At 27.7% G+C, this 24,735-nt stretch carries 25 protein-coding genes and 1 riboswitch; of the genes, 4 read left to right on the top strand and 21 right to left on the bottom strand.

Annotation, left to right across the window (positions count from 1 at the left end; all coding sequences use genetic code 11):
• On the top strand, positions 1-387 hold a 387-nt coding region (locus tag RSF37_RS11365), incomplete at its 5' end, for a phytoene desaturase family protein (protein ID WP_442878721.1).
• A gap of 24 nt (positions 388-411) precedes the next feature.
• Here RSF37_RS11365 and RSF37_RS11360 read toward each other — a convergent pair.
• Both RSF37_RS11360 and metA read right to left on the bottom strand, forming a co-directional pair.
• On the bottom strand, positions 412-1,764 hold the full coding sequence (locus RSF37_RS11360) for a sodium-dependent transporter (protein WP_332564518.1): 1,353 nt from the start codon (positions 1,762-1,764) through the stop codon (positions 412-414).
• Between the two features lie 172 nt (positions 1,765-1,936).
• A complete protein-coding gene (gene metA, locus RSF37_RS11355) occupies positions 1,937-2,854 on the bottom strand; it encodes a homoserine O-acetyltransferase MetA (RefSeq protein ID WP_332564517.1) in 918 nt (305 codons plus the stop codon).
• Positions 2,855-2,953: 99 nt separating this feature from the next.
• Between metA and RSF37_RS11350 the strand changes: the two genes are divergently transcribed.
• Entirely contained in the window at positions 2,954-3,958 is a 1,005-nt protein-coding gene (locus RSF37_RS11350) for a lactonase family protein (RefSeq protein WP_332564516.1), read from the top strand.
• Between the two features lie 45 nt (positions 3,959-4,003).
• On the opposite strand, the gene yidA is transcribed toward RSF37_RS11350, so the two are convergent.
• Positions 4,004-4,819 carry a sugar-phosphatase gene (yidA, locus tag RSF37_RS11345; RefSeq protein WP_332564515.1) on the bottom strand — a complete coding sequence of 272 codons (816 nt, stop codon included), beginning with the start codon at positions 4,817-4,819 and terminating at the stop codon, positions 4,004-4,006.
• Between the two features lie 47 nt (positions 4,820-4,866).
• A complete protein-coding gene (locus RSF37_RS11340) occupies positions 4,867-5,421 on the bottom strand; it encodes a TVP38/TMEM64 family protein (protein ID WP_332564514.1) in 555 nt (184 codons plus the stop codon).
• 153 nt (positions 5,422-5,574) lie between these two features.
• On the opposite strand from RSF37_RS11340, the gene ytaF reads away from it, so the two are divergent.
• Positions 5,575-6,192, top strand: coding sequence for a sporulation membrane protein YtaF (ytaF, locus tag RSF37_RS11335; RefSeq protein ID WP_332564513.1), 618 nt, complete (start codon positions 5,575-5,577; stop codon positions 6,190-6,192).
• Between the two features lie 41 nt (positions 6,193-6,233).
• Here ytaF and RSF37_RS11330 read toward each other — a convergent pair whose 3' ends face one another.
• From RSF37_RS11330 to RSF37_RS11280, 11 genes are all read right to left on the bottom strand, one after another.
• Positions 6,234-6,650 (bottom strand): DUF3785 family protein, encoded by a 417-nt coding sequence (locus RSF37_RS11330; protein WP_332564512.1) that lies wholly within the window; start codon positions 6,648-6,650, stop codon positions 6,234-6,236.
• A gap of 50 nt (positions 6,651-6,700) precedes the next feature.
• On the bottom strand, positions 6,701-7,090 hold the full coding sequence (locus RSF37_RS11325; protein ID WP_332564511.1) for an iron-containing alcohol dehydrogenase: 390 nt from the start codon (positions 7,088-7,090) through the stop codon (positions 6,701-6,703).
• A gap of 32 nt (positions 7,091-7,122) precedes the next feature.
• The gene (locus RSF37_RS11320) at positions 7,123-7,809 is read right to left on the bottom strand and encodes an iron-containing alcohol dehydrogenase (protein WP_332564510.1); all 687 of its coding nucleotides are present in this window, start codon (positions 7,807-7,809) and stop codon (positions 7,123-7,125) included.
• Between the two features lie 261 nt (positions 7,810-8,070).
• Complete coding sequence (locus RSF37_RS11315; protein ID WP_332564509.1) at positions 8,071-9,501, bottom strand: DEAD/DEAH box helicase; 1,431 nt, start codon at positions 9,499-9,501, stop codon at positions 8,071-8,073.
• Positions 9,502-9,565: 64 nt separating this feature from the next.
• Positions 9,566-10,168 (bottom strand): energy-coupled thiamine transporter ThiT, encoded by a 603-nt coding sequence (gene thiT / locus RSF37_RS11310; protein WP_442878508.1) that lies wholly within the window; start codon positions 10,166-10,168, stop codon positions 9,566-9,568.
• Positions 10,169-10,837, bottom strand: a complete 669-nt coding sequence (gene tenA, locus RSF37_RS11305) for a thiaminase II (RefSeq protein WP_332564508.1) — start codon at positions 10,835-10,837, stop codon at positions 10,169-10,171. It abuts the gene before it with no gap.
• Positions 10,838-10,986: 149 nt separating this feature from the next.
• Positions 10,987-11,095: riboswitch (TPP riboswitch) on the bottom strand.
• Between the two features lie 32 nt (positions 11,096-11,127).
• Positions 11,128-12,327, bottom strand: a complete 1,200-nt coding sequence (gene hydF, locus RSF37_RS11300) for a [FeFe] hydrogenase H-cluster maturation GTPase HydF (protein WP_332564507.1) — start codon at positions 12,325-12,327, stop codon at positions 11,128-11,130.
• Positions 12,328-12,342: 15 nt separating this feature from the next.
• The gene (gene hydG / locus RSF37_RS11295; protein ID WP_332564506.1) at positions 12,343-13,722 is read right to left on the bottom strand and encodes a [FeFe] hydrogenase H-cluster radical SAM maturase HydG; all 1,380 of its coding nucleotides are present in this window, start codon (positions 13,720-13,722) and stop codon (positions 12,343-12,345) included.
• A gap of 27 nt (positions 13,723-13,749) precedes the next feature.
• Complete coding sequence (hydE, locus tag RSF37_RS11290; protein WP_332564505.1) at positions 13,750-14,805, bottom strand: [FeFe] hydrogenase H-cluster radical SAM maturase HydE; 1,056 nt, start codon at positions 14,803-14,805, stop codon at positions 13,750-13,752.
• A 17-nt stretch (positions 14,806-14,822) separates the two neighbouring features.
• Entirely contained in the window at positions 14,823-15,071 is a 249-nt protein-coding gene (locus RSF37_RS11285; RefSeq protein ID WP_332564504.1) for a TM1266 family iron-only hydrogenase system putative regulator, read from the bottom strand.
• Positions 15,072-15,366: 295 nt separating this feature from the next.
• Positions 15,367-15,879, bottom strand: coding sequence for a hypothetical protein (locus RSF37_RS11280; protein WP_332564503.1), 513 nt, complete (start codon positions 15,877-15,879; stop codon positions 15,367-15,369).
• A 194-nt stretch (positions 15,880-16,073) separates the two neighbouring features.
• On the opposite strand from RSF37_RS11280, the gene RSF37_RS11275 reads away from it, so the two are divergent.
• Positions 16,074-16,967, top strand: coding sequence for a GGDEF domain-containing protein (locus RSF37_RS11275; RefSeq protein ID WP_332564502.1), 894 nt, complete (start codon positions 16,074-16,076; stop codon positions 16,965-16,967).
• A 34-nt stretch (positions 16,968-17,001) separates the two neighbouring features.
• Here the strand turns inward: RSF37_RS11275 and RSF37_RS11270 are convergent, their stop codons facing one another.
• From RSF37_RS11270 to RSF37_RS11245, 6 genes are all read right to left on the bottom strand, one after another.
• The gene (locus tag RSF37_RS11270) at positions 17,002-17,817 is read right to left on the bottom strand and encodes an ABC transporter ATP-binding protein (RefSeq protein ID WP_332564501.1); all 816 of its coding nucleotides are present in this window, start codon (positions 17,815-17,817) and stop codon (positions 17,002-17,004) included.
• Positions 17,814-19,091: a hypothetical protein gene (locus RSF37_RS11265; RefSeq protein WP_332564500.1), complete on the bottom strand. Its 1,278-nt coding sequence runs from the start codon at positions 19,089-19,091 to the stop codon at positions 17,814-17,816. The genes RSF37_RS11270 and RSF37_RS11265 overlap by 4 nt, the downstream gene beginning before the upstream one ends.
• A 134-nt stretch (positions 19,092-19,225) precedes the next feature.
• Positions 19,226-21,574, bottom strand: a complete 2,349-nt coding sequence (locus tag RSF37_RS11260; protein ID WP_332564499.1) for a discoidin domain-containing protein — start codon at positions 21,572-21,574, stop codon at positions 19,226-19,228.
• 83 nt (positions 21,575-21,657) lie between these two features.
• Complete coding sequence (locus tag RSF37_RS11255; RefSeq protein WP_332564498.1) at positions 21,658-22,554, bottom strand: DUF368 domain-containing protein; 897 nt, start codon at positions 22,552-22,554, stop codon at positions 21,658-21,660.
• A 171-nt stretch (positions 22,555-22,725) separates the two neighbouring features.
• Positions 22,726-23,727: an inorganic phosphate transporter gene (locus tag RSF37_RS11250; protein ID WP_332564497.1), complete on the bottom strand. Its 1,002-nt coding sequence runs from the start codon at positions 23,725-23,727 to the stop codon at positions 22,726-22,728.
• On the bottom strand, positions 23,720-24,346 hold the full coding sequence (locus RSF37_RS11245) for a DUF47 domain-containing protein (protein WP_332564496.1): 627 nt from the start codon (positions 24,344-24,346) through the stop codon (positions 23,720-23,722). The genes RSF37_RS11250 and RSF37_RS11245 overlap by 8 nt, the downstream gene beginning before the upstream one ends.
• Positions 24,347-24,735: the final 389 nt, after the last annotated feature.

Here is a 24,735-nt window from a genome sequence, read left to right as displayed (position 1 = left end):
TACTTAACTATTAATTTAAGAGTACCAAATCTTCTTTATAAAAATATTGTTTGGGATGATACAACTATAAAAAAAGTTAGGGACTCAATTATAGCTACTCTGTCTAAAAATCTAAACATTAAAAACTTTGATAATTTAATAATAGATGAAGAAGTCATAACCCCTTATGATTTTTATAAATACTTTAATAGTTATGGTGGTGCATGTTATGGAATAAAACCATCAATTAAAAATTTATTATATTTTAGACCCCAATGCACTATTAAAAATATTACTAATTTATATTTTGTAGGTGCATCAGTACATCCAGGTGCAGGTGTATCTTTAGCACTTAATTCATCTAAAATAGCAGTAAGTTTAATAAAAAAATTGGCTATATCAAAATAATTTTGATATAGCCAATTTTACATATTATATAAATGTTTTAATAAATACAATTAATACAAGTGCTGGTGTAATATATTTTACTAGGAAAGTTATACACTTTACTATATATTTATTCTTTAATGTTCCATCATTAGTTAATTGAGATAAATATATTTTCTTACTTACTACATGACCCATAAGTACCGTAACTAAGAATCCATTTATAGGTAATAAAACCTTTGATATAAGTGCATTAAAGAAATCAAAAAATGTTAATCCAAATATTGTTACTCCTGCTAGAGGTGAATTAACATTTGCTGATAATGCAGCTAATGAACCAAATACAGCAATAATAATTATATTTATTATAATCGCTTTTTTTCTCTTTATATTGAATTGTTCAGATAGCGTTGCTGTTAATACTTCTAAAATTGAGATAGTTGCCATAGTTGCTGCCATTGCAGTTAATAAGAAAAATACTACTCCTAGTACCATTCCCCCTGGCATCTTTGAAAATATTAAAGGAACTGTATCAAAAAGTAATCCTGGACCACTTCCAGGAGCTTGCCCAAATGAAAATACCGCCGGGAAGATAGCTAACCCTGCAAGTAATGATACGAAAGTATCTGCAAGTGCTACTGATGTACCAGTTTTTATTAAATTATTATCATCTGTAAAATAACTACTATATGTAATCATTGATCCAGTACCAACTGATAGTTTAAAAAACGCTAACCCTAATGCTGAAATAAATACATTAAACGTTATTTTACTAAAGTCTGGCTTGAATAAAAAGTTTATTCCACCTATTGAATGTGGTAATGTTACACTTCTTAAAGCGCATAATGCTAATAATATTATAAGAACTGGCATTAAAGTTTTAGTCATCTTTTCGATTCCACTTTTAACGCCCATTGCAAGTATTGACCCTGCAACTATTAAAGCTACTATTTGCCAAACAATTGGTCCTACAACACCTGAACTTGCATTGTTAAACATAACTTCTAATTGACTAGCGCTAGCACCGTTAAATGCTCCTCCAAGTGCTTTAAATACATAAGAATATACCCAGCCTGTTACTACTGTATAGAAAAATAACATAGAAAAAGATGAGGTTATCCCTATTATTCCTATTATTCTAAAGAATTTTTTATCTGTAATGCTTTCTACAGCGCCATATATATTTTTTCTTGTATATCTTCCTAATGCAAATTCACTAATTAAAATAGGAATTGCAATTATAAGAATACAGATTAAATACATAATAATAAATGTTGCTCCACCATTTTCTCCAACAACATATGGGAACATCCAAATGTTTCCTATACCTACTGCTGAACTTAATGTAGCAAAAAATACTGATAGCCCTGATGAAAATTTCTCTCTGTTTTCTTCCACTCTCTATTCACTCCATTGCTTCAAATTTATCACTAATTGATTATACACACTTATTTGTCATATTTTCAATCATTTTGTCATATTTTTTCGCATATTTAAAATATTATTCAACTTATTGTTATATTTTTGCATAAAAATACTGCAATATTTTCCATATTGCAGTATTAAATAATTATTTTATTGAATTTATATCATATGGTGTATTTTGATAAACACAATAATTCAGCCAATTCCCAAAAACTATATTTGCACTTCCACGCCACCTTACAATAGGTTCTAAATATATATCATTATTTTTAAAGTAATTTTTAGGTATATCTATACTTAACCCTTTTTCTATATCTCTAAAATACTCTTTTTTTAGGGTATCTCTTTCGTACTCTAGATGCCCTGTGATAAAGACTTGTCTTAGATCATTAGAAGCTACAATAAATACTCCTGCCTCTGCAGATTCTGATAATATTTTAAGTTCTTTTCTCTTAATAATATCCTCTTTAACAACCTCACTATGTCTAGAATGCGGTGCATAAAAAATATCATCTAATCCTCTTACAAGTTCATCTCTCTCATCTGTTACAAAATGCTTAAATATTCCAAACATCTTCCTCTTAAGTTCTTTTTTCCTTACCCCATAGTGATAGTACAGTCCAGCCTGTGCACCCCAACATATATGCAAGGTTGAATGAATATTTTTCTTACTCCATTTCATTATTTCTTTAAGTTCATCCCAATATACAACCTCCTCAAACTCTAACTTTTCAACAGGTGCTCCGGTTATAATCATACCATCAAATTTTTCTTCCTTAACTTCATCAAAAAAGGAATAAAACTTATTTAAATGTTCCTTAGATGTATTTCTAGACTTATAACTTCTTGTCTGAAGAAGAGTAATCTCAACCTGAATTGGAGTATTAGACAAATACCTAAGAAGTTGATTTTCTGCCTCTATTTTCATAGGCATCAAGTTTAATATACATATTTTAAGTGGTCTAATATCTTGAGTATTTGCTCTACAATTATTCATAACAAAAATATTCTCATTCATAAGAACTTTAAATGCTGGTAATTCACAAGGTATTCTAATTGGCATAAATTCACCCCCTATTTTATTAAATCATATTTTCCTTTAAATGTAATTAATTTTATATTATGGTATAATATCTTTATAATATTTTTTAGGAGGATTAAAATGGGGAACATAATTTTAGGTTTTATAGGAACATATACAAAGAAAAAAAGTGATGGAATTTATAGAGTTCTATTCGATAGTGAATATGGAAAATTTTTAGAAGTTTCTTTAGCTTATAATATTGAAAATCCAACTTATCTCTCTTTAAGCGATGATAATAAAACTTTATTTTCCACACAAGGTACTAACTTAAAAGGTGGCGTATGTTCTTTTAATATAAATAGTTTAAATTTAGAAAAATTGCATTGCATTTCTGATAGTAAGAAACCACCTTGCTTTATTTCTAATTCGAATAATTACTTATTTACATCAAATTATCATGAAGGCGTAGTTAATGTTTATAGTTTAATTGATAACCTTGATTTTAATTTAGTAAAAATTTTAAATACAACTCTTAAAGATTCGTCAAAAATGCATTATTCAGCCTTAAGTCCAAATAATAAACTTTTAGCAACTTGTAATTTATCCCTTGATAAAATATCAATGTATAACAGCTCTGATTTTACTAAACTCTACTCTATAACTCTTACAAATAATTCTGGACCTAGGCATATAGAATTTCATAATAAGCTTAATATTATTTATGTTTTAACAGAGATTACAGCTGAAATATTCACAATAGAGTATGATGATTGGGGTTTTAATATAATAGATGTATTATCACTATATGATGATTCACCAATACAATTTGAAGGTGCTGCAATTCATATTCACCCATCAAATAAATTTATTTATGTTTCAGAAAGAAAGAAAAATAGTATAACTTGCTACAGTATACTAAAAGATGGAACTTTAAAACTTGAAAGTCAATTTTTATTATCTAATTCTAACCCAAGAGACTTTAACTTTACCCCTGACGGAGAGTGGTTAATAGTTGCAAGCCTTTTAGATGATAAGCTATCATCTTATAAATTAGATACTTCTACCGGAAAAATACATTATACTTCTGATGAAATTATGGTGCCAGAACCAACTTGCATTATCTTTAATAATAACATTAACTAAAAAGAGACTGTTGCAAAATAACGCAACAGTCTCTTTTCCTAGTTTTTATATTCTTTCTTTTATTATGAATTCTTCTATTACTTTTGCAACTCCATCGTTGTTATTTGTATCAGTTATGTAGTTTGCAATTTCTTTTATGCCTGCACATGCATTTCCCATTGCAACTCCAAGTCCTGCATATTCAATCATAGGAAAATCATTCATTTCATCTCCCATAGTAATTATCTCATCTTTATTTATACCTAAATGTTTCGCTAAAAGTTTTAATCCTTCTCTCTTATTAGCTTCCTTGTTAAAGAATTCTAAGAAAAATGGTGTACTTCTTGCTACACTATATTTTTCATAAACCTCTTTAGGTAACTTTTCCATTCCTTTTTCTAATATTTCAGGTTCATCTATCATCATTACCTTTATTATTTCTTCATCATCGCTTATAGTATCACAATCCATTTCATGATATTCTATTCCATTTTGGCTTGCTTCATATATAGTATATTTGCTTGCATGTGGTGTTATTAACCCTCTATCCTTTGAAAATGCATGAATATTTACTCCAGCATCTTTTGCTATATTAAGAAGATCTTTAAAGTCTTTTCCTTTAATTGTTACATCACAAACAACATCCCTACTTTTAGTCTTTTGAACTAAACAACCATTATAGCTTAAAACATAATCATCATCACCTATTAAGTCTAGTTCATCTAAAAAGCTTACTAATCCATCAATTGGTCTTCCTGAGGCTAGTACCACATATACTCCAAGTTCTGTTGCTTTTTTTATTGCTTCTCTGTTTCTTTCTGATACTTTTTTATCAGAATTTAATAAAGTTCCATCCATATCAAGTGCTATTAACTTATACATACTTCTGCTCTCCCCTTACATTAAGTCATTTTCTTTGTTTAATTATATCATATTTTTCTTTTTCTAATAGTCCTATAAATAAAGTAAATACCCAAAATAGTTAGTAAAATCTCTATTCCTTTTTGACCTTGGGATATAACTCCATAACTTATTAAAACTTCTAATAAAATTGATGGTATCTTACCAATTAAAGTGGCAATATTAAATCTTAAATCATCAATTTCTCCAAGTGCTGCTGCTAAAGTTACAAAACCTGAAGGAATAAATGGTATTATTCTACCTTGTAAAATTAAAAAAGCTCCCTCATTCCCTTTGCTTTTTGCTATTTTTTCTAAAAGTGGATGCTTCTTAGTAAGATTATTAAATCCTTTTTTAAAACCTTTCCTATACAATCTAAAGGTTATCCATCCTCCTATAACTTCACCAATTAAAGATATAAAAAAACCAGTAATCGGTCCAAAAAACAGTATATTCGCCCCTGTCACAAAAACAGATGGAATAACTCCAGAAATAGCAATTAATATGCTAATTGCTAAACTAATAATTACTGCAAATTCGCTATAATTACTTAATAAATTAAGTACTCCCTCTACACTAAACATTTATTTTCCCTTTCAATGTCACTATTTTTCCTTTTACTTATCTATATTATATGTTACTATAACTTCTCATTTCTTACAAAAAAATAATCTTTTCACGCTTGTTGAAATTTGTCATAAAATAATTAGTAGATTAAGTATTTCTGAGGTGAGTTTATGGAAGCTATCATTTTAGTTTTCTCTTTAGTTATAGATTCTTTTGTAGCAAGTATCGCTTACGGCGCAGATAAAATTAAAATACCTAATATATATATTATTATTATGAATATAATTTCAGCTGGAATACTAGCAACTTCACTTTTCTTAGGAAATTATTTAGAAGGGGTACTCCCTAGTTATTTACCTAAAATAATAAGTTTTTCAATATTCTTAACACTTGGTATATATAAACTATTCGAAGGGTTCTTTAAACGATTTATGAATAAATTTTCTAATACTACAAAGCCTCTTACATTTAAATTATTCGACTTCAAATTTGCACTAGAAGTTTATTTAGATGAAAAAAAAGCTGACTTTGATAAATCAAAAAATATATCTTTAAAAGAATCCATCTATTTAGCACTAGCACTTTCTATAGATAGCTTAGCCGTTGGATTTGGTGCTAGTTTCATTAATGTAAACTCTTTATTTATGATAATAACATGTTTTTTATTTGGTATTATATCAATAAAGCTTGGATCTTTTATTGGTAAAAAAATTGTCCCATCTTCAAATAATAATCTTTCTTGGGTTTCAGGGCTATGTCTACTTTTGATAGCATTTTTAAAATTATAGTACAAAAAAGGAGCTGCTAAAAAACAGCTCCACTTTTATATTTATATATCGATTTCTTCTATTTGAACTAAGTACTCGTAGCAATTATTACAAACAATAACTGTTACTATATAACTATTGTCTACTTTTCCTTCTAATTTTAATCTATTGAATGTTAAGTTTTCATATTCTTTTGATATATCACTTATTACGTATTTATCATCCTTTGTGTATATATAAAAATAATATTCTAAATACTCACTTATACTCTTCTTTTCTTTAAAGTTACTGTTACACTCTTCACAAGGTGCACTATAATAAGCTTTTTCAAACTTTACTTCGCTACCTTCATTTAATAAATTTAAAATCTTATCAATTTCTATATCAGAAATTGGAGCTTCTTCATCATTTATTATTTCAATAAGATTTTCTTTTGTTAATTCAATTTCTCTATCTTCGTACTTAAAAGTATATTTCATATTTATTCCTCATTTCTATTTTCTTTTTTTCATTATATCATATATAATTTTTATTTATCATTACCAATTAAACTATTATAATATATTTTATAAAGCTCATCGTATGTTATTTCTTCTGAGTGATTTTTAAGCTTTTCTTTATTATTCCACATATTATCTGTATATTCTTTAATCTCATCTTCTGTAATACTAATATTTACAGTTGATAATTTCTTTATAGTTTTATTTAAATCATCAAGTTCTGAAAATCCTAATATATTTATTATATTATTTACCTTTTTATGATTTTTAAAACTCTTTAAATATTCTGGGAAAAGACAACAATTTGCAAGTCCATGAGGAACTCCCTTATTATATGTTAAAGAGTATCCCATACCATGCGGAATTGATGTTCCATTACTAGAAATTATAACTCCAGCTAACGTAGATGCAAGCATCATGTTTTCTCTATCCTTTTTAGTGAATTTCCCTTTTAAAGTGACTCTAAAGCTTCACTCCAAATTTGAAGAGCTTCTATTGATAATTTATCAGTATACTCTGTTGAATTACTATTTAAATATCCTTCTACTATATGCGAAAATGCATCCATCGCTGTATTTCTTGTTAACTGAAGACTTAGCTTTTCTGTATACTTAGGATCTAAAAATGATATTTTAGGAAATATGCTCTGTCCTAAATTCCTCTTTGTTTGTTCTTTCTTATCTGTAACAATTGAGTATTGCGTTACTTCACTTCCAGTTCCTGATGTTGTAGGAATAGCAAATACAGGAATGCCTGAAAGATCTTTCTCGCTAAAAATACTTTCTTTTGTAATATTTTTATTTTTAATCATTATAGCAATAGCTTTAGCAGCATCTAATGATGATCCTCCACCTACTCCTACAACAAAATCTGCATTTACATGTTTTCCAAGTTTACTTCCATCTTCAATTGTTTCTAGAGATGGATTTTCTTCTACTTTATCAAATATATAGTAATCTTTATTTACTTTATCAAGTGCATCTAATACATCCTTTAATGCACCATTTACTTTAGAAGATATACCTCCTGTAACAATTAATGCTGTATTACCTTCATTATTAAACTTCATATAATTATTTTCTACTACATTATCTCCAAATATAACTTCAGTTGGTACTTTTAACTCAAATTTCATCATTTATCCCCCTTCATTTTTGAACATACATCTACTATATGTAACACCATATATTCTATCTCTTACTTCTAATAGTATTTAATTACCACCTTTAATATGATTAAATAAAATAATTATTTTCATTATAAAAAATATGTCATTCCAATATTATACATTCTTTTGTTTAATATTTCCAATACTTTCATAAAAAAAGAGCAAAAGATTAAATTTCTCACTTTACAAAAAACCGATAAAGTGAATTTAACATTTTGCTCTTTTTGAATTTTATTTCTTTGCTTTCTCTGCTCTTAGCTTCTTGCCTTTAATAGTCTTAGTTTGAAGTTCTTTAAGTACAATATTTCCTTTTCCATTTAAAATTTCAACTGTTGAACCCATTTCTTTAACTTCAATTATTCCTATATCATCTTTTTCTAATCCATTTATAGTTGATATTGTTCCAACAATATCTAAAACTCTTATTTTCTTTTTCTTTCCACCATTTAAGTATATTTTCATAATATTTTTATTTACTTTTTTATTTTTCTTTTTTATTTCTGGTTTCATTTTTAAAATATTTTCTCTATCTTCTAGGTTGAAATCACTTTGATCTATAGAATAGTCTTCAATATTAAACCCAATATATTCTTCTATTCTCTCTAAATACTTATTTTCATAAGGACTCATTAAAGTAATTGACTTACCTTTAGTTCCAGCTCTTCCTGTTCTTCCAATTCTATGAACATAAGCTTCCTTTTCAACAGGAATATCTATATTAATTACGTGTGTTATATTATCCACATCAATTCCTCTTGCAGCAATATCTGTTGCAACTAACATTCTAAATGTTCCATCTTTAAATTGCTCCATCTTTCTTGTTCTATCTTTTTGAAGCATATCACCATGAATCTTATCAACTGAATATCCTTTATTTCTAAAAAATTCATATGCAGTTTCAACATTATCTTTAGTTCTACAGAATAATATTGCTGTTTCTGGCACTTCACTTATAAGTATTTCATTTGCAAACTTAAGCTTTTCCTTGTTTTCAACTTTTACTAAACCGTGAGTTATTCTATCAGTAATAAGCTTCTGTTCTTTAATTTGTATTTGAACTGGTCTATCCATATGTTTTTCACTAAGTTCTGTTATCTTCTCTGGCATTGTTGCTGAGAATAACATAGTAGTTCTATTTCTTGTAAGTCTTCTACATATGCCTTCTACTTGACCTATAAATCCCATATTAAACATTTCATCAGCTTCATCTATTACTAAATATTTAAACTCTTTTCCATTTAAAGTACCTTTGTCTAAGTGATCTAGTATTCTTCCTGGTGTGCCAACTACAAAGTGAACCTTCCCTTTTAAACTATTTTCTTGTTCTTTAAAAGATTCCTTACCAACTAATGCCACAGCTTTAATTCTTTTATATCTTCCGATATTAATTATGTCATCTTTTATTTGCATAGCAAGCTCTCTAGTTGGTGCAAGTATTAGTACTTGAGGCGTATTTTCTTCCCAGTCAGCTCTTTCGCATAATGGTATACCAAATGCTGCAGTTTTTCCACTACCAGTTTGAGCTTTAACTATTAAATCTTTATTTAAAAGTGCTTCTTTAATTACTAACTCTTGAACCTCTGTTGGTTTTGTATATGATAAATCATTTAATGAATTTATTATTTCCTTACTTAAATTATATTTTTCGAATTCGTTCTTCATATCTTTCTCCTAATGCTTTTTATTTACTTATTTACTATAACATAAAAAGCATTAGTATAGAATTCTAATTTCCTCTTAGTGCCATGTCTTTAAGTTTTTTAATTGGTAATAGATTCATAACAATTATAGTAAGTATTCCTTCAACCCCACCACTACTTGCATTGTAAATAAATGAATATAAAAAAACGTTCATTCCACTTGGCGCATACTGACCAAAAAATACAGCACCTGATAATATTGAAATAGCTACACTTAAGGCTACTGAAAATATTGCTCCAATATTAATATTTAATCTTCTATTTGTTCCAAAAATCCCAACTAATCCAAGAGCCATATTAGATAATATGTAATCTAGTAAAAACTGAACTGGATGAATTATAAATGGATTATTAAAAACTTTAAGTAATCCAAATATAAGTCCTCCTGTAACCCCTGCAGTTGGTCCATAAAATATTGATAATAGCATTATTGGAAGCATTGAAAATAATGTTATTCCTCCACCTTGAGGATATGTTATAAAATGTATTAAATATAACATAAAGGCTATAGCAGAATACATCCCTATTGCTACTAACTTTTTAGTTCCTAATGGATTTTTCTTTAAATTACTGCCATATATAATAAATATTACAATTGTTACTACTACTATTACTCCATTTATTATCATCTATTTTTCCTCACACTTTTCGTATGCCATATCCCAAAATTGCATTTCATAAATACTTGATTTTATAAATATATCCTTAAGTTTTTCTTTCTTCTCTTTGCTTAAGTCTTTACACTTTTCATTTGTATAATTTATCCACAATTCAGTAAATTTATCATACTCTTCGCATGCATACATTTCTATCCAATCTTTATAAAAATTATTTTCTAGTTTATTTTTATACTTGTCTAAAAGTTTTCTTCCAATATAACTATAACTCCATGTACATGGTAGTACTGCTGCTATAATGTCATATATATCTCCTGTAAGCGCTTGTCCTAACATATAACTTGTATAACTTGTATTTATAAGGTTAATTTTACTATTTTCTGCTTTTTCAGTACTAATATTAAACCCTTCTAAATATTTTATATGTACTGCTGTCTCATCTTCCATAGTTCCTTTTATTGAGTTATAGAAAAACTTCATCTCATCCATACTTTCTGCTTTAATAACTCCAACACAAAATACCTTTGCATATTCTTTTAAATATAAATAATCTTGAACAAGGTACTCTTTAAATTTATCCTTATCTAATATCCCTTCTCCAAGTTCCTTAATAAATGGATGTTCTAAGTAACCATCAAATATTTCTCTACTTTCTTCAAATAAATAATCTGTAAATTTCATCTTTAATACACTCCCTCTTATTTTTATAAAAAAAATAAGATTACTTTTCCAAAACATATTATACTTCGGAAAAGTAATCTTACTTTATATTTATTAAAAATGGCTTTCCATGTGAAACACACAGAAAGCCATTAATTACTATATAAACATAACTAAAAATTTTGCTTCCCTCCGCTGGCATTATCCATATCAGGTTAAAGGGTTAATAGTAAATAAAACTATCTCTCAGCTTTTATCAAAGCACCCCTAGCTATTTAATTTATTTTCATTATACAACTCTAAAATAAATATTACAAATCTTTTCTTATAAGATTATTTGTTGATCTTTCAAGTATTCCTGTTAAAAATGCAAGTACAACTCCATAATTAGTAATAGGAACATTCTTTTCATTACAAATATTCACTCTATTTAGTACAGTTTTTCTATTTATCATACAAGCTCCGCAGTGAATTATTAAATCATACTTTTCTATATCTTCTGGGAAATCATGTCCTACTCTATAGGTAAAATTAAGTTTTCCGCCAATAAACTTCTCTAAAAGCTTTGGAATTTTAACTCTCCCTATATCCTCATGAGATACATTATGAGTACAACTTTCTGATATTAAAATATTATCTCCTGGAACTAGACTTCTAATTTTATTAACTCCATCAATAAATACATTTAAATCTCCCTTTTGTCTTGCAAAAAGTATTGAAAAGCTTGTAAGTCTAATATTATCTGGAACTATTTTACTAACCTTTTTAAAAGCTTGTGAATCAGTTACAACTAAATCAACATCTTTAAGATCTTTTAAAGCACCTTCAAGTTCTGTATCTCTTACAACATAACTCTTTATACCATTATCTAGACAATCTCTTATAACTTGTACTTGTGGCAATATAAGTCTTCCCTTTGGTGCCTCAGAATCAATTGGGACTACAAGTACTACTTTACCATCATAAGGAACTAAATCCCCTATTAATGATTTTTCATCCTCTTCTTTATCTAATATTTTTACTAGTGCTTCTTTTAAATCTTCGATTCCTATATCAGTTACTGTAGATGTACATATAACATCTGAATATTTATCTCTTAATGTTTCTACAATTTCTTTATTTGCAATTTCAGCTTTATTTGCTGCTACAACAAATGGTATATTATATCTTAAAGCTTCGATTTTCCACTTATTGAAAGATTCAAAATCTGGACTAGATGCATCAAGAACAAATACAGCTACATCAGTCTTTTTTAAAACTTCCATAGTTCTTTTAGTTCTAATCTCACCAAGTTCTGACTTATCTTCAAGACCTGCAGTATCTATTAATAATACTGGTCCTACCGGTATAAGTTCCATAGCTTTTTGAACTGGATCTGTTGTAGTTCCTTCTACTTCTGACACTAATGACATTTCTTGACCTAATATCTTGTTCATTAATGAAGATTTTCCACTATTAGTGTTTCCAAAAATAGCTATATGTTTCCTGTTTGAATTTGGTGTGTTATTCATACAATCATCTCCCATTTATAGGAAAAGGTCTCTTGTTCCTTCTTTTAGCTTTTTAATATTATTTAAGACGATTGTTTTCGTCTTTTCATTTTCTATTTCATTAGCTACTTTATCTGCAGTCTTAAGAGCCTTTTCTCTAAATTCTTCATCACCATAATCTAAAGCATATTCTACTAGAGTTGTTATAGCATTTGGCTCACATACATTTTGTATCTCTCCACTTTTTGCAAGAGACATAAATCTATCACCAGTTCTTCCTGTTCTATAACATGCTGTACAATAGCTTGGTATATAACCATCATCTAACAATTCCTTAATAATTTCAAGTGGTGTTCGTTCATCAGATGTTTCAAATTGCTTATCATCGTATCCCTTTTCTTCTCTTTCTTTGTATCCACCAACTCCCGTACTTGATCCAGCTGATACTTGAGACACTCCATATCTTAATACTTCTTTTCTCATTTTGGCTGTTTCTCTTGTTGAAAGTATAAGTCCTGTAAACGGAACAGCTATTCTAAGTACAGCAACAATACGCTTAAACATTTCATCAGTTAATAGGTGTGGGAAGTTTTCCATAGTAACACCTTTGGCTTTTCTAAGTCTTGGTACTGATATTGTATGAAATCCAACTCCAAATTTTCTTTCTAAGTGATCATTATGCATCATAAGTCCAAGGACTTCAAATTTAGGATCTGCAAGCCCAAATAATGCTCCGCCTCCAACATCATCTATTGAAGCTTCCATCGCCCTATCAAAAGCAGTTAAATGGTACTCATAGTCCCCTTTTAATGACTTAGGATGCATTTTTTCATATACTGGCTTATTGTATGTTTCTTGGAATAATATATATGTTCCTATTCCAGCTTCTTTAAGTTTCTTATAATTATCTACAGTTGTTGCTGCAATATTTACATTAACTCTTCTTATTTGACCATTTTCATTTTGAGTATTATATATTGTTTTTAAACATTCTAATACATAATCAATTGGCGCATTAACCGGATCTTCTCCAAGTTCTAATGCAAGTCTTTTATGTCCCATCTTTTCTAATATACGAACTTCCTGTGCAACCTCTTCTTGAGTAAGTTTTCTTCTACTAAATTTATTGCATCTTTGGTATCCACAATAAACACAATTGTTAACACAATAGTCACTTACATAAAGTGGTGCAAACATAACTATTCTTTTACCATATATACTTCTCTTTATTTCTCCTGCTAATTTGTACATCTCTTTTACTGTATCTTCATCTTCTACAGATAAAAGAATTGCAATATCTTTATAGCTTAACTTTTCTTTATTTTTAGCTTTATTTAATACCTCTATTGCTTCTTCTTTTGTAGGGCTCTTTGTTTCCTCTATTATTTCATTAATTAATTTATGATCTATAAACATATTTTTTCCTCCTAAAAATTATATTTACTATTTATTTTTAAGCCAATTAACATTATCTCCTCTAGAAACCTCAACTTCATATCCAAATCTTCTCATTCTTCCTTCAATGCACATTCTGCACTCTGCAGCCTCATCTCCTGTACATATTTTCCCATCATACAAAGCATATTTATCCCTAACTTCTGTTGGTGAAAGATTTGGCATAACAACATTTCCACCAGATTTAATTCCCTTTTCACGTCCAAGGGGATCAATACTACCAAGTGATGTTGTTGCTGGCAATAATACATCTGGTAGTAACAATCTTATTAAAGATAATAACAAAACTGTTTTATCAAGTGTTCCTGCTTTTTCTCCACCAAGAGGTGTATCTCCTTGCGGAATAAACGGTCCAATTCCACACATTTCAGGTTTAAACTCTTTTACAAACATTAAATCTTTAACTAAATCTTCATTTGTCTGTCCCGGAAGTCCAACCATAAATCCAGCACCTACTTGATATCCTATTGCCTTTAAATTTCTTAATGCTTCCATTCTTTCATCATATGATGCTCCTGGATGAAGTTTTTGATATAACGCTTTACTTGCAGTCTCATGTCTTAAAAGGTACCTATCTGCACCAGCTTCAAATAACCTTTTGTAAGATTCATAACTTCTCTCTCCTAATGAAAGTGTAATTGCATTATGTGGAAATCTTCTCTTTATTTCCTTTATAATTTCTATCATTCTTTCATCTGTAAAGTATGCATCCTCACCACCTTGAAGGACATAAGTTTTATAACCTAATTTATCTCCTAATTCAACACAATCAATAATTTGATCAAATGTTAATCTATATCTATCGGCATTTTTATTACTTCTTCTAATTCCACAATATGCACAATCTTTCTTACAATAATTTGTAAATTCAATAAGACCTCTCATATAAACTTTATTACCATAATTTTTCATTCTTATATCATTAGCTTTTTCTGTTAAATACTCACTTTCTTCATCTGTAATGTTGTCTAAAATGTATAGAAGTTCTTCCTTACTTGCATTATGTTCTTTATATAACTTATCTATAATATTTTTTGTATTCATATTCTACCCTTTCTTACTTAAATTTCTTTCTTTGCTATTGCTGTTTTAACTGTAACACCTTTAATATTACCAAGCTTTCCAGTTAAGCTATTTATTTCATTAAGCTCTCCTATAACTGTTAAAGAAATTACTGAAATACCTTCTTCAAAAGGTATGCCCATTCTTCCCCTTACACTTCCCCTAAAGTTAGATACAACATTATTAAATTCTTCTTGGCACTCCTTTGGGTACTCAAGTATAGCGCTAATTACTGCTATTTTTTTCATAAAAACCTCCAAAATTCATAATAAAAAAGACTGACTTTCTTATAACATTAAAGAAAATCAGCCTAATACGTATGCTAAAGAAAGATATATTAAATTGCGTATTTAAAATTACAAACTCTAAATTCTAAACCTAAATATCCCCAATTGTACATTATCAAATTAACTTTCTTCCAGTTTAGATTACTCTTTTCTGTTAGATTACTCGTATAATACTTTTGTTGAAGAACAAACAAAAAAAGATATTTCTCTTTAAGTTTGAACTTTCTTTCATATTATAATATATTTATTCTAAAATTTATATACCTAATTTCATTAATATACTGTCTATCATTTGCTTTCTTTTTTCTTTTAAATATTCACCATAATAATTTTTATCTTCATCCATATTATCTATATAATTTAATAAGAAATTATCAAATTCCCATTTATATCTATCTTCAATTTCCTGCACTATTACTTTAAATTCATCAATTGAATTGCTCTTTTTAAACTTTCTTATTTTACTTTCTAATTGAGTATTGTATTCTTTTATCTTTGAAACAATTCTATTAATTACTTTCAACTTATTTTTTAAGAAATACTTTTCAAATTCTGTTTTCAAAGTACAAAGTTCCATTACTGTATAATTTCTTGCATCTATGCATATAGTAGCTTCCCCTTTATAAAATACATATCTTAATATTTCTTCTATTAAATCTGAATCATTATCTATTTTTTCTAAATAATCACATCCCCCTACGATTTCAATCGCTTTTCTTAAATGCTTTAATGATTCTTCCATTTTCTTATCTTTTAATTCTATAATCATGTCATTCTCCTTTATCATCTCATTGTATAACTACATTATAGTAGGGAAAAAAAACATTGTCTATGTTATAGTTATAAATTCGCAATGCAGGTAAACAAAATATTAACTTTCCATAATAAGGTTTACCTATTAACTATTTTATACTATAGTTAAAATAAAAACATTTTTTTAATTTTATGAATAAGAGGGAAACTATGAATTTACTTGATGATATAAAAATACGACTATCCCCGTTTAAAAATCTATATGATTACATTAGGATTATAGACCCAATAAAAAATACAATTATAAATACATCCTCAAATAATAGTGAAATAATAGAAAGCAATTTTTCATGTTATAAATTTTGGGAACGTAATGAAATGTGTAAAGATTGCACATCAATAAAGTCATATATTGAAGATGATACATTTTTCAAAATTGAGCTTAAAAATGATGAAATATATTTAGTTATATCAACACCATTCAAAATTGAAGATAAAACTTTCATTGTTGAATTAATAAAAAACATTTCTAAAAATAGTTATTATAAAGATGATTCTTATAATAATTCTATACATAACTTACTTAGTAATATTGATAATATTTTATCAACAGATGAGTTAACTAAAATATATAATAAAAAGTTTATATATGATCAGTTAGAAAAAGATTTAAACTCGAATCTTGAATCCATTTACCCACTTACCTTTATGATGATTGATATTGATTTTTTCAAAAATATTAACGATACATATGGCCATGTTATAGGTGATAAAGTACTTAAAGACTTTGTAAGTATATTAAATTCAAACTTAAAAGGTACCAATGCTTTACTTGGTCGGTTTGGTGGAGATGAATTTCTTATACTTTTTAGAAATATTAGTTTAGATAAAATAAATACGTTAGGTGAAAGTATAGTTAAATCAATTGAAGATTATGATTTTAAATATAATGGTCTTTCTATAACCTTAACATGTAGTTTAGGTTCTTATACTATTTTTGACAAAAATATTGCCGTAGAGGATTTAGTTAAAGCATCAGACCACAATTTATACTTAGCAAAAGAAAGTGGTCGAAACAAACTTGTATCTTCTTTTAAAAAATAAGTACTAGCTATATATTATATAGCTAGTACTCTTTTTATTTAATGATTTTTTCAAAAAGATTTCTTGATTCCTTTGAAACATAATCAATAATATCGTAATAAAATTCATTTTGATTTTTTGATTTTTTCAATAGTTCTTTTTCTATAACACCATCTCTAATATAAATAATTCTTTTACCATAGCTTGCAATCATCGGATCGTGAGTAACCATAACTATAGTTTTTCCTTCCTTTTCATTCAGTTCCTTTAAAAAAGATAACAATTCATGAGAATTAACCGTATCTAAATTTCCTGTTGGTTCATCAGCTATTATAATATCTGGATTGTTTATTAGAGCTCTTGCAGCTGATACTCTTTGAACTTGCCCCCCTGAACATTCGTCCGGATATTTATCTAAAATATCCTCAATATTTAGCTTTTTACTAATCATATTTGCCCTATCATTTACTTCTTCTATTGAAATATTTGCTAATGTAAGCGGTAAAACTATATTTTCTTTTACTGTAAGATTACTCAAAACATTAAAATTTTGAAATATGAAACCTAAATTTTCATATCTAAATTTACTTATATCATCCTCACTCATTTTTTTAATATTCTCTCCATGTATTTTAACAGTTCCAGATGATTGTACATCAATTGTTGAAATCATATTTAAAAAAGTTGATTTACCAGCTCCTGAAGGCCCCATTAGCACAACAAATTCGCCTTCACTTATATTTAAACTCACATTATTTAGCGCTGTTGCTACATACTCCTCTGCCCCTTTTTCTAAAGCAGGTATTTTCATTCCTTTAAACTTTCTATAATACTTTTTTGTTACATTATTAGCTTCTATAATATATTTCATAATTCTCCCTCCATATCAAATTCACTTTTCATTATTTTTAAGTTCCCAATATAGCTAATTGCTGTAGTTATTCCCATTATTACAAAATAAATTAATATATAACTTATTAAAAATATATAATCTATAATCCCTTTCATCATAAGAATAACTAAAAATATAATTATAACTATAAGTGGAATACCGATTATGATTCCATAAAAATATTTAAGCTCAATTTTAATGATATTTTTAATATCATCTTTTCTAAATCCAATAAGTAATAGTCCTTTAAAAACTTTACTTTCCTCTATCCCTTCAAAAAAGCTTCTGTAAATAATCATAAAAGCAATTAATATCATAGTCACCATAAATGTGATCCTACTATATAGGGTAAACTTATCTAAACCACTTAAAAATTGCATTGAAAATATTAAACCTATAGACATTGAAAATATTAGATAGGTTATTACTTTATTTTTAACTATTTTTATTTTTACGTTATTAAGAGAAATTAATTTTATTTTATTATTTAAATGTTTTCTCTTAATTTTATCTATATACTTTGGCATAAATATTTTTACTATGCTTATTGCTCCATATATAGATATTAAAATAACTATTGCCATTAATCCTGCAATCTCTTTTTGTCTATCTAATGATATAAAAATGAACCCAACTGGTAATACAGTATATATAAAGAACCTAAAATCTAATATTGATAATTCTTTCCTTTTCTTATTATCTTTAATATAACCAATTCCATCTCTATCTCTCATAAGGTCTGAAATTGATGTTCTGTATCCGTAGCCTATGTTTATTATCCCTATACAAGCTACTTGAAGTATACAAATAAAAGCACTAAATACGAATGCTTCTTTTGATATTAAGTATATTCCACTAGCCTTTGCTAAAAAGCAAAATAAAGGAACGATAAAAAGTCCTATTACTACCCCTATAAAATAGCCTATAACTGTAAGTAGTAATGTTTGAAATGCAAGTGCACTTCCAAGCTTAAATATACTTACTCCACTTATCATTTCTATTGCTATTTCCTTTGATTTTAATTTACTCAAATAACTATTTGAATAAATTATTAGAAAAAATATTAAAAAAATAACTGCATATATAGGTGTTGTAAATATTACCCTTTCATTAATATCTAAAATTCCACTTCCATCAATAAATAATATATTTATCATATTAAATATAAATGCAGTTGTAATAGCAATTGTTATTATATAAAACAAATTACCCTTTCCGTCTTTGTTCATTAGTTTTAATGCTAACTTATACATACTCTTCCCCCTCTTTATAAATGTTACCTTTAATATAGTATTCGTAATATATATGTATTTCCTTACAATTAAACCAATATTTTTATATAAAAAGAACTATATACAAATTCGTATATAGTTCTTCCTACTAGCAATTAAATTGAATATACACTTATGTCTGCTGCTGATGCATATCCACCAACACCTTCTATTACTTCAATCTTTATATATTTTGCCTTTATGCTATTAAATTCTGCTGTTTTAACTTTATTATTAGATTGCCATACACCACTCGTAGCCTTAGCGAAATTTACACCATCTGTACTAGTATATATGTTGTATTTAGTTATATATCCATTATAGCCTGCTTGCCTTGGTGTATAACTTATTTTTGATACTTCATATTCCTTATTTAATTTTAAAGTTATATAAGGTTTTTTATCACTTCTATCCCATTTTGTATGCCAGAAAGTATTTATATTACCATCTATAGCTTTATTTGCAGCCTGACTACCATTATCTTGCTCGCTTGAAAAACTATCTATTATTATATTTGAGTGAGGTATTAATCCTTTTGGTGCTTCCTTATCTGTAAATATCACTTTAGATACATTTCCAGATGCAATATTATTAGTGGCTGCTGTGCGTACTAATAAAGTTACATTATGACTTAAATCTGGTAAATTACTGCCATCATATTTTATCCAAGTTGCTCCATTATTAATTGAAAACTCCATTTTATTATTCAAGCCAAAAATTAAGTTCTCATCATCATTATTAGATATACTTATATTAGAACCTTTTTTTATATCAATAAGATTATACCCTTTATTACCTTTAACTCTGACTAATATACCATTAGTTGAATTAATTGATTCTATTTCATCTTTACTTAATTTTAATGAATCAGAACTAGCTACTTTATATGTTTTACCACCATCTAAACTATACTCATCAACATCTTTTTTAATTCCATTTAACTTCCCCCCATCAGTTCCATCAAAGCTAAATGCAACTAAATACATTCCCTTTTTATACATATCATTTAATAACTTATTTGCATATAATTTTTCTCTAGGTTCAGTAACGCTATTTAATGATCTTTCATACTGTGATATATAATTTTGAAGTTCTACCCTATCATTATTAATTACTTTATCTCTAATTTTGACTAGAAGATTTTCCATAATCTGTGGGTAACTACTAAAAGTATTTATTATACTATCATTTAAGGTTCTATAATCTTCTGTTGATGTTTTTGGATCCTTTAGTGTTATATTAATTTTATCTTCCCAAACATTATAATTTAGTGGTTCAGCCTTTATAGCTTTATCAAGTATATCAAGTGCCTTCTCATTTGAGCCTTCATTACTAGCTTCCATTCTAAGTTTTTCTGATTTTGAGTATGATTCTTCCTTTAAACTTAAAGTTTCATTTAATAACATATATGGTATTGTGCTATCAAATCCATTTGTTCCAGTCCACCCTGATATATTATTTCCTATTTGCCATTCATTCTTTGAAGTTAAATAAAGAAATGCACAATGTCCTGGTTGTCCTACTGGATATGCTGGAACACCAAATACTTGACAGGATGCTGTTCCATATTTTGATAATGCACCACATACTCCTCCATATTCGACTACTTTTTCTATTGTTGGATTATCACCATAAAATCCTGGTCTAAATACACTCTTTCCTTCTGGATTAGTTCTTGTATACTGTATTGTATAATCACTTTGAGCTATCTTGTCTTGGCTTAATAAGTCTTTACCATGTATATGTTCTTTTTGCCACTTAAATTTTGAACTTTCTTTATCTTCACATAAGTCTTTAGTATATTGTCTAAGCCACACTATATCATCATTTGTCAATTTAACATTTACTACATTCCTTAAATCTTTAACAGTTAACGTTTTGAAACAAGGAAATAATTCATTGGATTCGTTTGCATTTTTAAAATTAAAATATCTTTCAATAGGATCTATAGGCTTGTCTGTCAACCAAGTATTAACTGTACTTGCAAATTCTAATGATGTTGCAATTGCTATCTTTAAATTAATTCCACTTTTAGATGAAGGATCCTCATTCCATATTTTAGACCATATATCTAATGCAGCTAACTCCTTTTCTTGAATTACATTTCTATCATTTCCATAATGATATGCATCCATATCTCTTTCTCTATTTTTTGAAGGTAATCCCCCTTGAAGATACTGTTCCATAGCATTGTTATTATTTAGAAGCCAATTAATAAATTCTTTGTGCTCTTTATCTTTATTTTGGAATTCATCTAAGCTTTTTTCAGTTACTCTTTTTATTATTTCCTTTGAATATATACTGTTATTTACCTCCTTGTTATTTATTTCTGTAGTAGTAATTCCATTCCCCTTAACCATATCATTTCCTTTTGAATCATTAGCAAATGCCATCTTTCCTGGTATCATTAGTGTTGCACTAACTACACCTACAATAATAATTGATTGAATTTTTTTACTCTTCATTTGTACATCTCCATTCAATATTTTATAATAAAATATCGGATACAAGTTTTATATTATATCCGATATTATTATTTACTATTAAATTAATTTACATTTTTCTTCTCAAGTTGAACTTTAAGTCTTTCAAGTCCAATTATTATAAAACCACCAATTACAAAGTAAATAACACTAAATGAACTAAAGTCCATTGCTGGCTTTGGATGTTCTAAAGATGTTGGTCCCATAACAACTGCATATAATGAACCTATCATAAGTCCTAATATACAATATATTGTTTGAGATCTATAATTTGCAAGAGCATATTTTACTCCTCTAATAGTAACTGCTATTCCAGTTAATACTCCAAGACCAAATATTATTACTATTGGTAAATAATTAAAATCAAATTTTAATACTTGCTTTATAGCACCAAGTATTGGTAAATAAAGTCCAAATATTAAAAGTATTGTTGAACCTGATATTCCTGGTAATACCATAGCTGATATTGCAATCATAGCTGATATGAATACATAGACTATAAGTCCTATAGTTAAATGATCCATTGAAACTATAACACCTTCTCCACCAGCAGTTGCCGGATTAAAGTATGTTATACCTGCAACTATTAGTATTCCAATAATTAAAAATACTATATTTTTATATTTTCCTATTATACTATCTCTTTCTTCCTTAAATATCATAGGAATTGCAACAATAATAAACCCAATGAATAATGAACTTATTTCATAAATATGACTTTCAAATATTGAAGTTATAAATAATACTGAAAGTACAAATCCAGTAACCCATCCAATTCCAAGTTTAACTAAGAATTTAACTGCTTCAATTCTTTCTTCTTTGCTTCCTGCTATTATATTATTTAGTGAATTTATAAATTTATCATAAAAACCTAATATAAATGCTATAGTACCTCCAGAAACTCCAGGAACACTATCAGCTAATGCCATACAGAAACCTCTTATAAAGTTTATAATATACATTAAATCTCTCCTCTTCTATATTACATAATAATTTTTTAGTAACAGTCTTTATTTTATAATTTTTTCATTAAAAAATCTACCTTTTGTTAGTAATATTTAGTATTTCTTAAATTTTCCTATAAATAAAGAGATACAAATTACTGCATCTCTATTATTAGTTATATATATTTATTACATTACGATTTTCATTATTTCTACTATTGCACCAGATATTATTGCACTTAAAGGTATTGTTAAAACCCAAGCCCAAATAATATTTTTGGCAACACCCCATTTTACTGATTTAAGATTTTTTGATGCTCCAACTCCCATTATTGTAGTTGTAATAACTTGAGTTGTACTTACTGGCGCATCAAATAATGTAGCACCAAGTATTGATGTTGCAGCACCCATTTGAGCTGCAAAACCACTAACTGGAGTTAGCTTTGCCATTCCACTACCCATAGTTTTAATTATTTTCTTTCCTCCAATTGAAGTACCAAGTGCCATTGCAATAGCACAACATGCTATTACCCATGTTGGAACTTCAAATTCAGTTATAAGTCCACCACTTAAAAGTGCCATTGTAATTATACCCATTGATTTTTGAGCATCATTACCACCGTGGTTAAGTGCCATAAATGCTGAAGCTACTATTTGTAATTTTTGGAATATCTTATTAACTAGTCTTGGTTTAAATGGTCTTAATATCCAATTAAGAGCAACCATTATTATATATCCTAGTATAAAACCTATTAAAGGTCCAAGAATTAGCCAAACTACTACATTATCAAATACATTTGCCCATTGAACAACATGTATATTATGATTATAAGCTATACCGCCCCCAATAAGAGCTCCTATTAATGCATGTGATGAACTACTTGGAATTCCAAAATACCACGTTAGAAGGTTCCATATTATACATGATATAAGTACTCCAACGATTGCCCATTGAGGAATAAATTCATGACTTACTATATCATCCCCAACAGTTTTAGCTACTGCAGTCCCCATGAAAGCACCAATAAAATTAAATACTGCACAAAGTAATATTGCAGTCTTAGGCTTTAATGCTCTTGTAGTTATTGTTGTCGCAACTGCTGTTGCAGTATCATGAAATCCATTAATGAAATCAAAAGCTAATGATAAAACTACTATCAATATAGTAATTAAAAGTGTTGCACTATGCATTCTTCATTACAACTCCTTCAACAATCGTTGCAATTTGTTCACAAGCATCAAGTGTGTTTTCTAATAATCTTAAAACATCTTTCCACTTAATTATGTTTAACACATCATCCCCACTTTTAAATAAGTCTGTAATACTTTCTCTATATAGTAAATCTCCATTATGTTCTATAGAATTTATTTTCTTTACTTTTTCTATTATTCTATTATTTTTCTTGCCTATTTTCTTAAGTTCTTCCATAAGTAAAACAATTTCTTCTGTTGCTTCTACTATCATATCGCACATAGTAATAGCTTCTGCTTTTACTTCTACTAGATCATACATAACTAATCTGCTTCCTGCAGAATCAATTAAATCTAATATGTTGTCCATTTTTTTTATAAGTTTATATATATCCTCTCTATCTAGAGGTGTTATAAAAGCATCATCTAATTCAATTATACTGTCATGAACCATCTTGTCGCCTTTATGTTCTAAGTGGCCTATTTCTTTATAACAAGCCTCTTTATTTTGTAATTCAACAAATCCTTTCTTTAGTAGCTTTCCTGCTTCATGAATGTTCTTTGCTTCATCTACAAATAATACAAAAAATTTATCTTCTTTTGGATTTAAATTGAACATTTATTTCACTCCTTAATAACAGCTAACGTTCATACGAATCGTTCCTTTAATAGTATAATCTCTAGGTTTTCTTATTTAAATGCTTTACTCCTTTTGTTAACTTATTGTTATTATATTTAACCTAAATTTAATATAAGGGGGTTATTATTAAAATTTGTAAAGGTTTCAATTTAATTTTGTAATTATTAAAAAAACTTATTAAAGTAATTTTTTTTTATTTACTCTTATTTTCTTATAATTTTATATACATATAAAAAATCTATTTTTTATTAAATAATTCGTTATTTAAAAGTTCAAAATAAAAAAAGACTCATAGCAATTGCTATGAGTCTTAATATTTCTTCTTAAGCGAAGTATCTGTCTAATAATCCTTTGAAAGCTCTTCCGTG

Origin of the sequence: Clostridium sp., assembly GCF_036643715.1 — a bacterium.
Lineage (GTDB): Bacteria > Bacillota > Clostridia > Clostridiales > Clostridiaceae > Clostridium.
The sequence above is the reverse complement of the archived record's forward strand: the minus strand, read 5'-3'. Positions and strand labels throughout refer to the sequence as shown.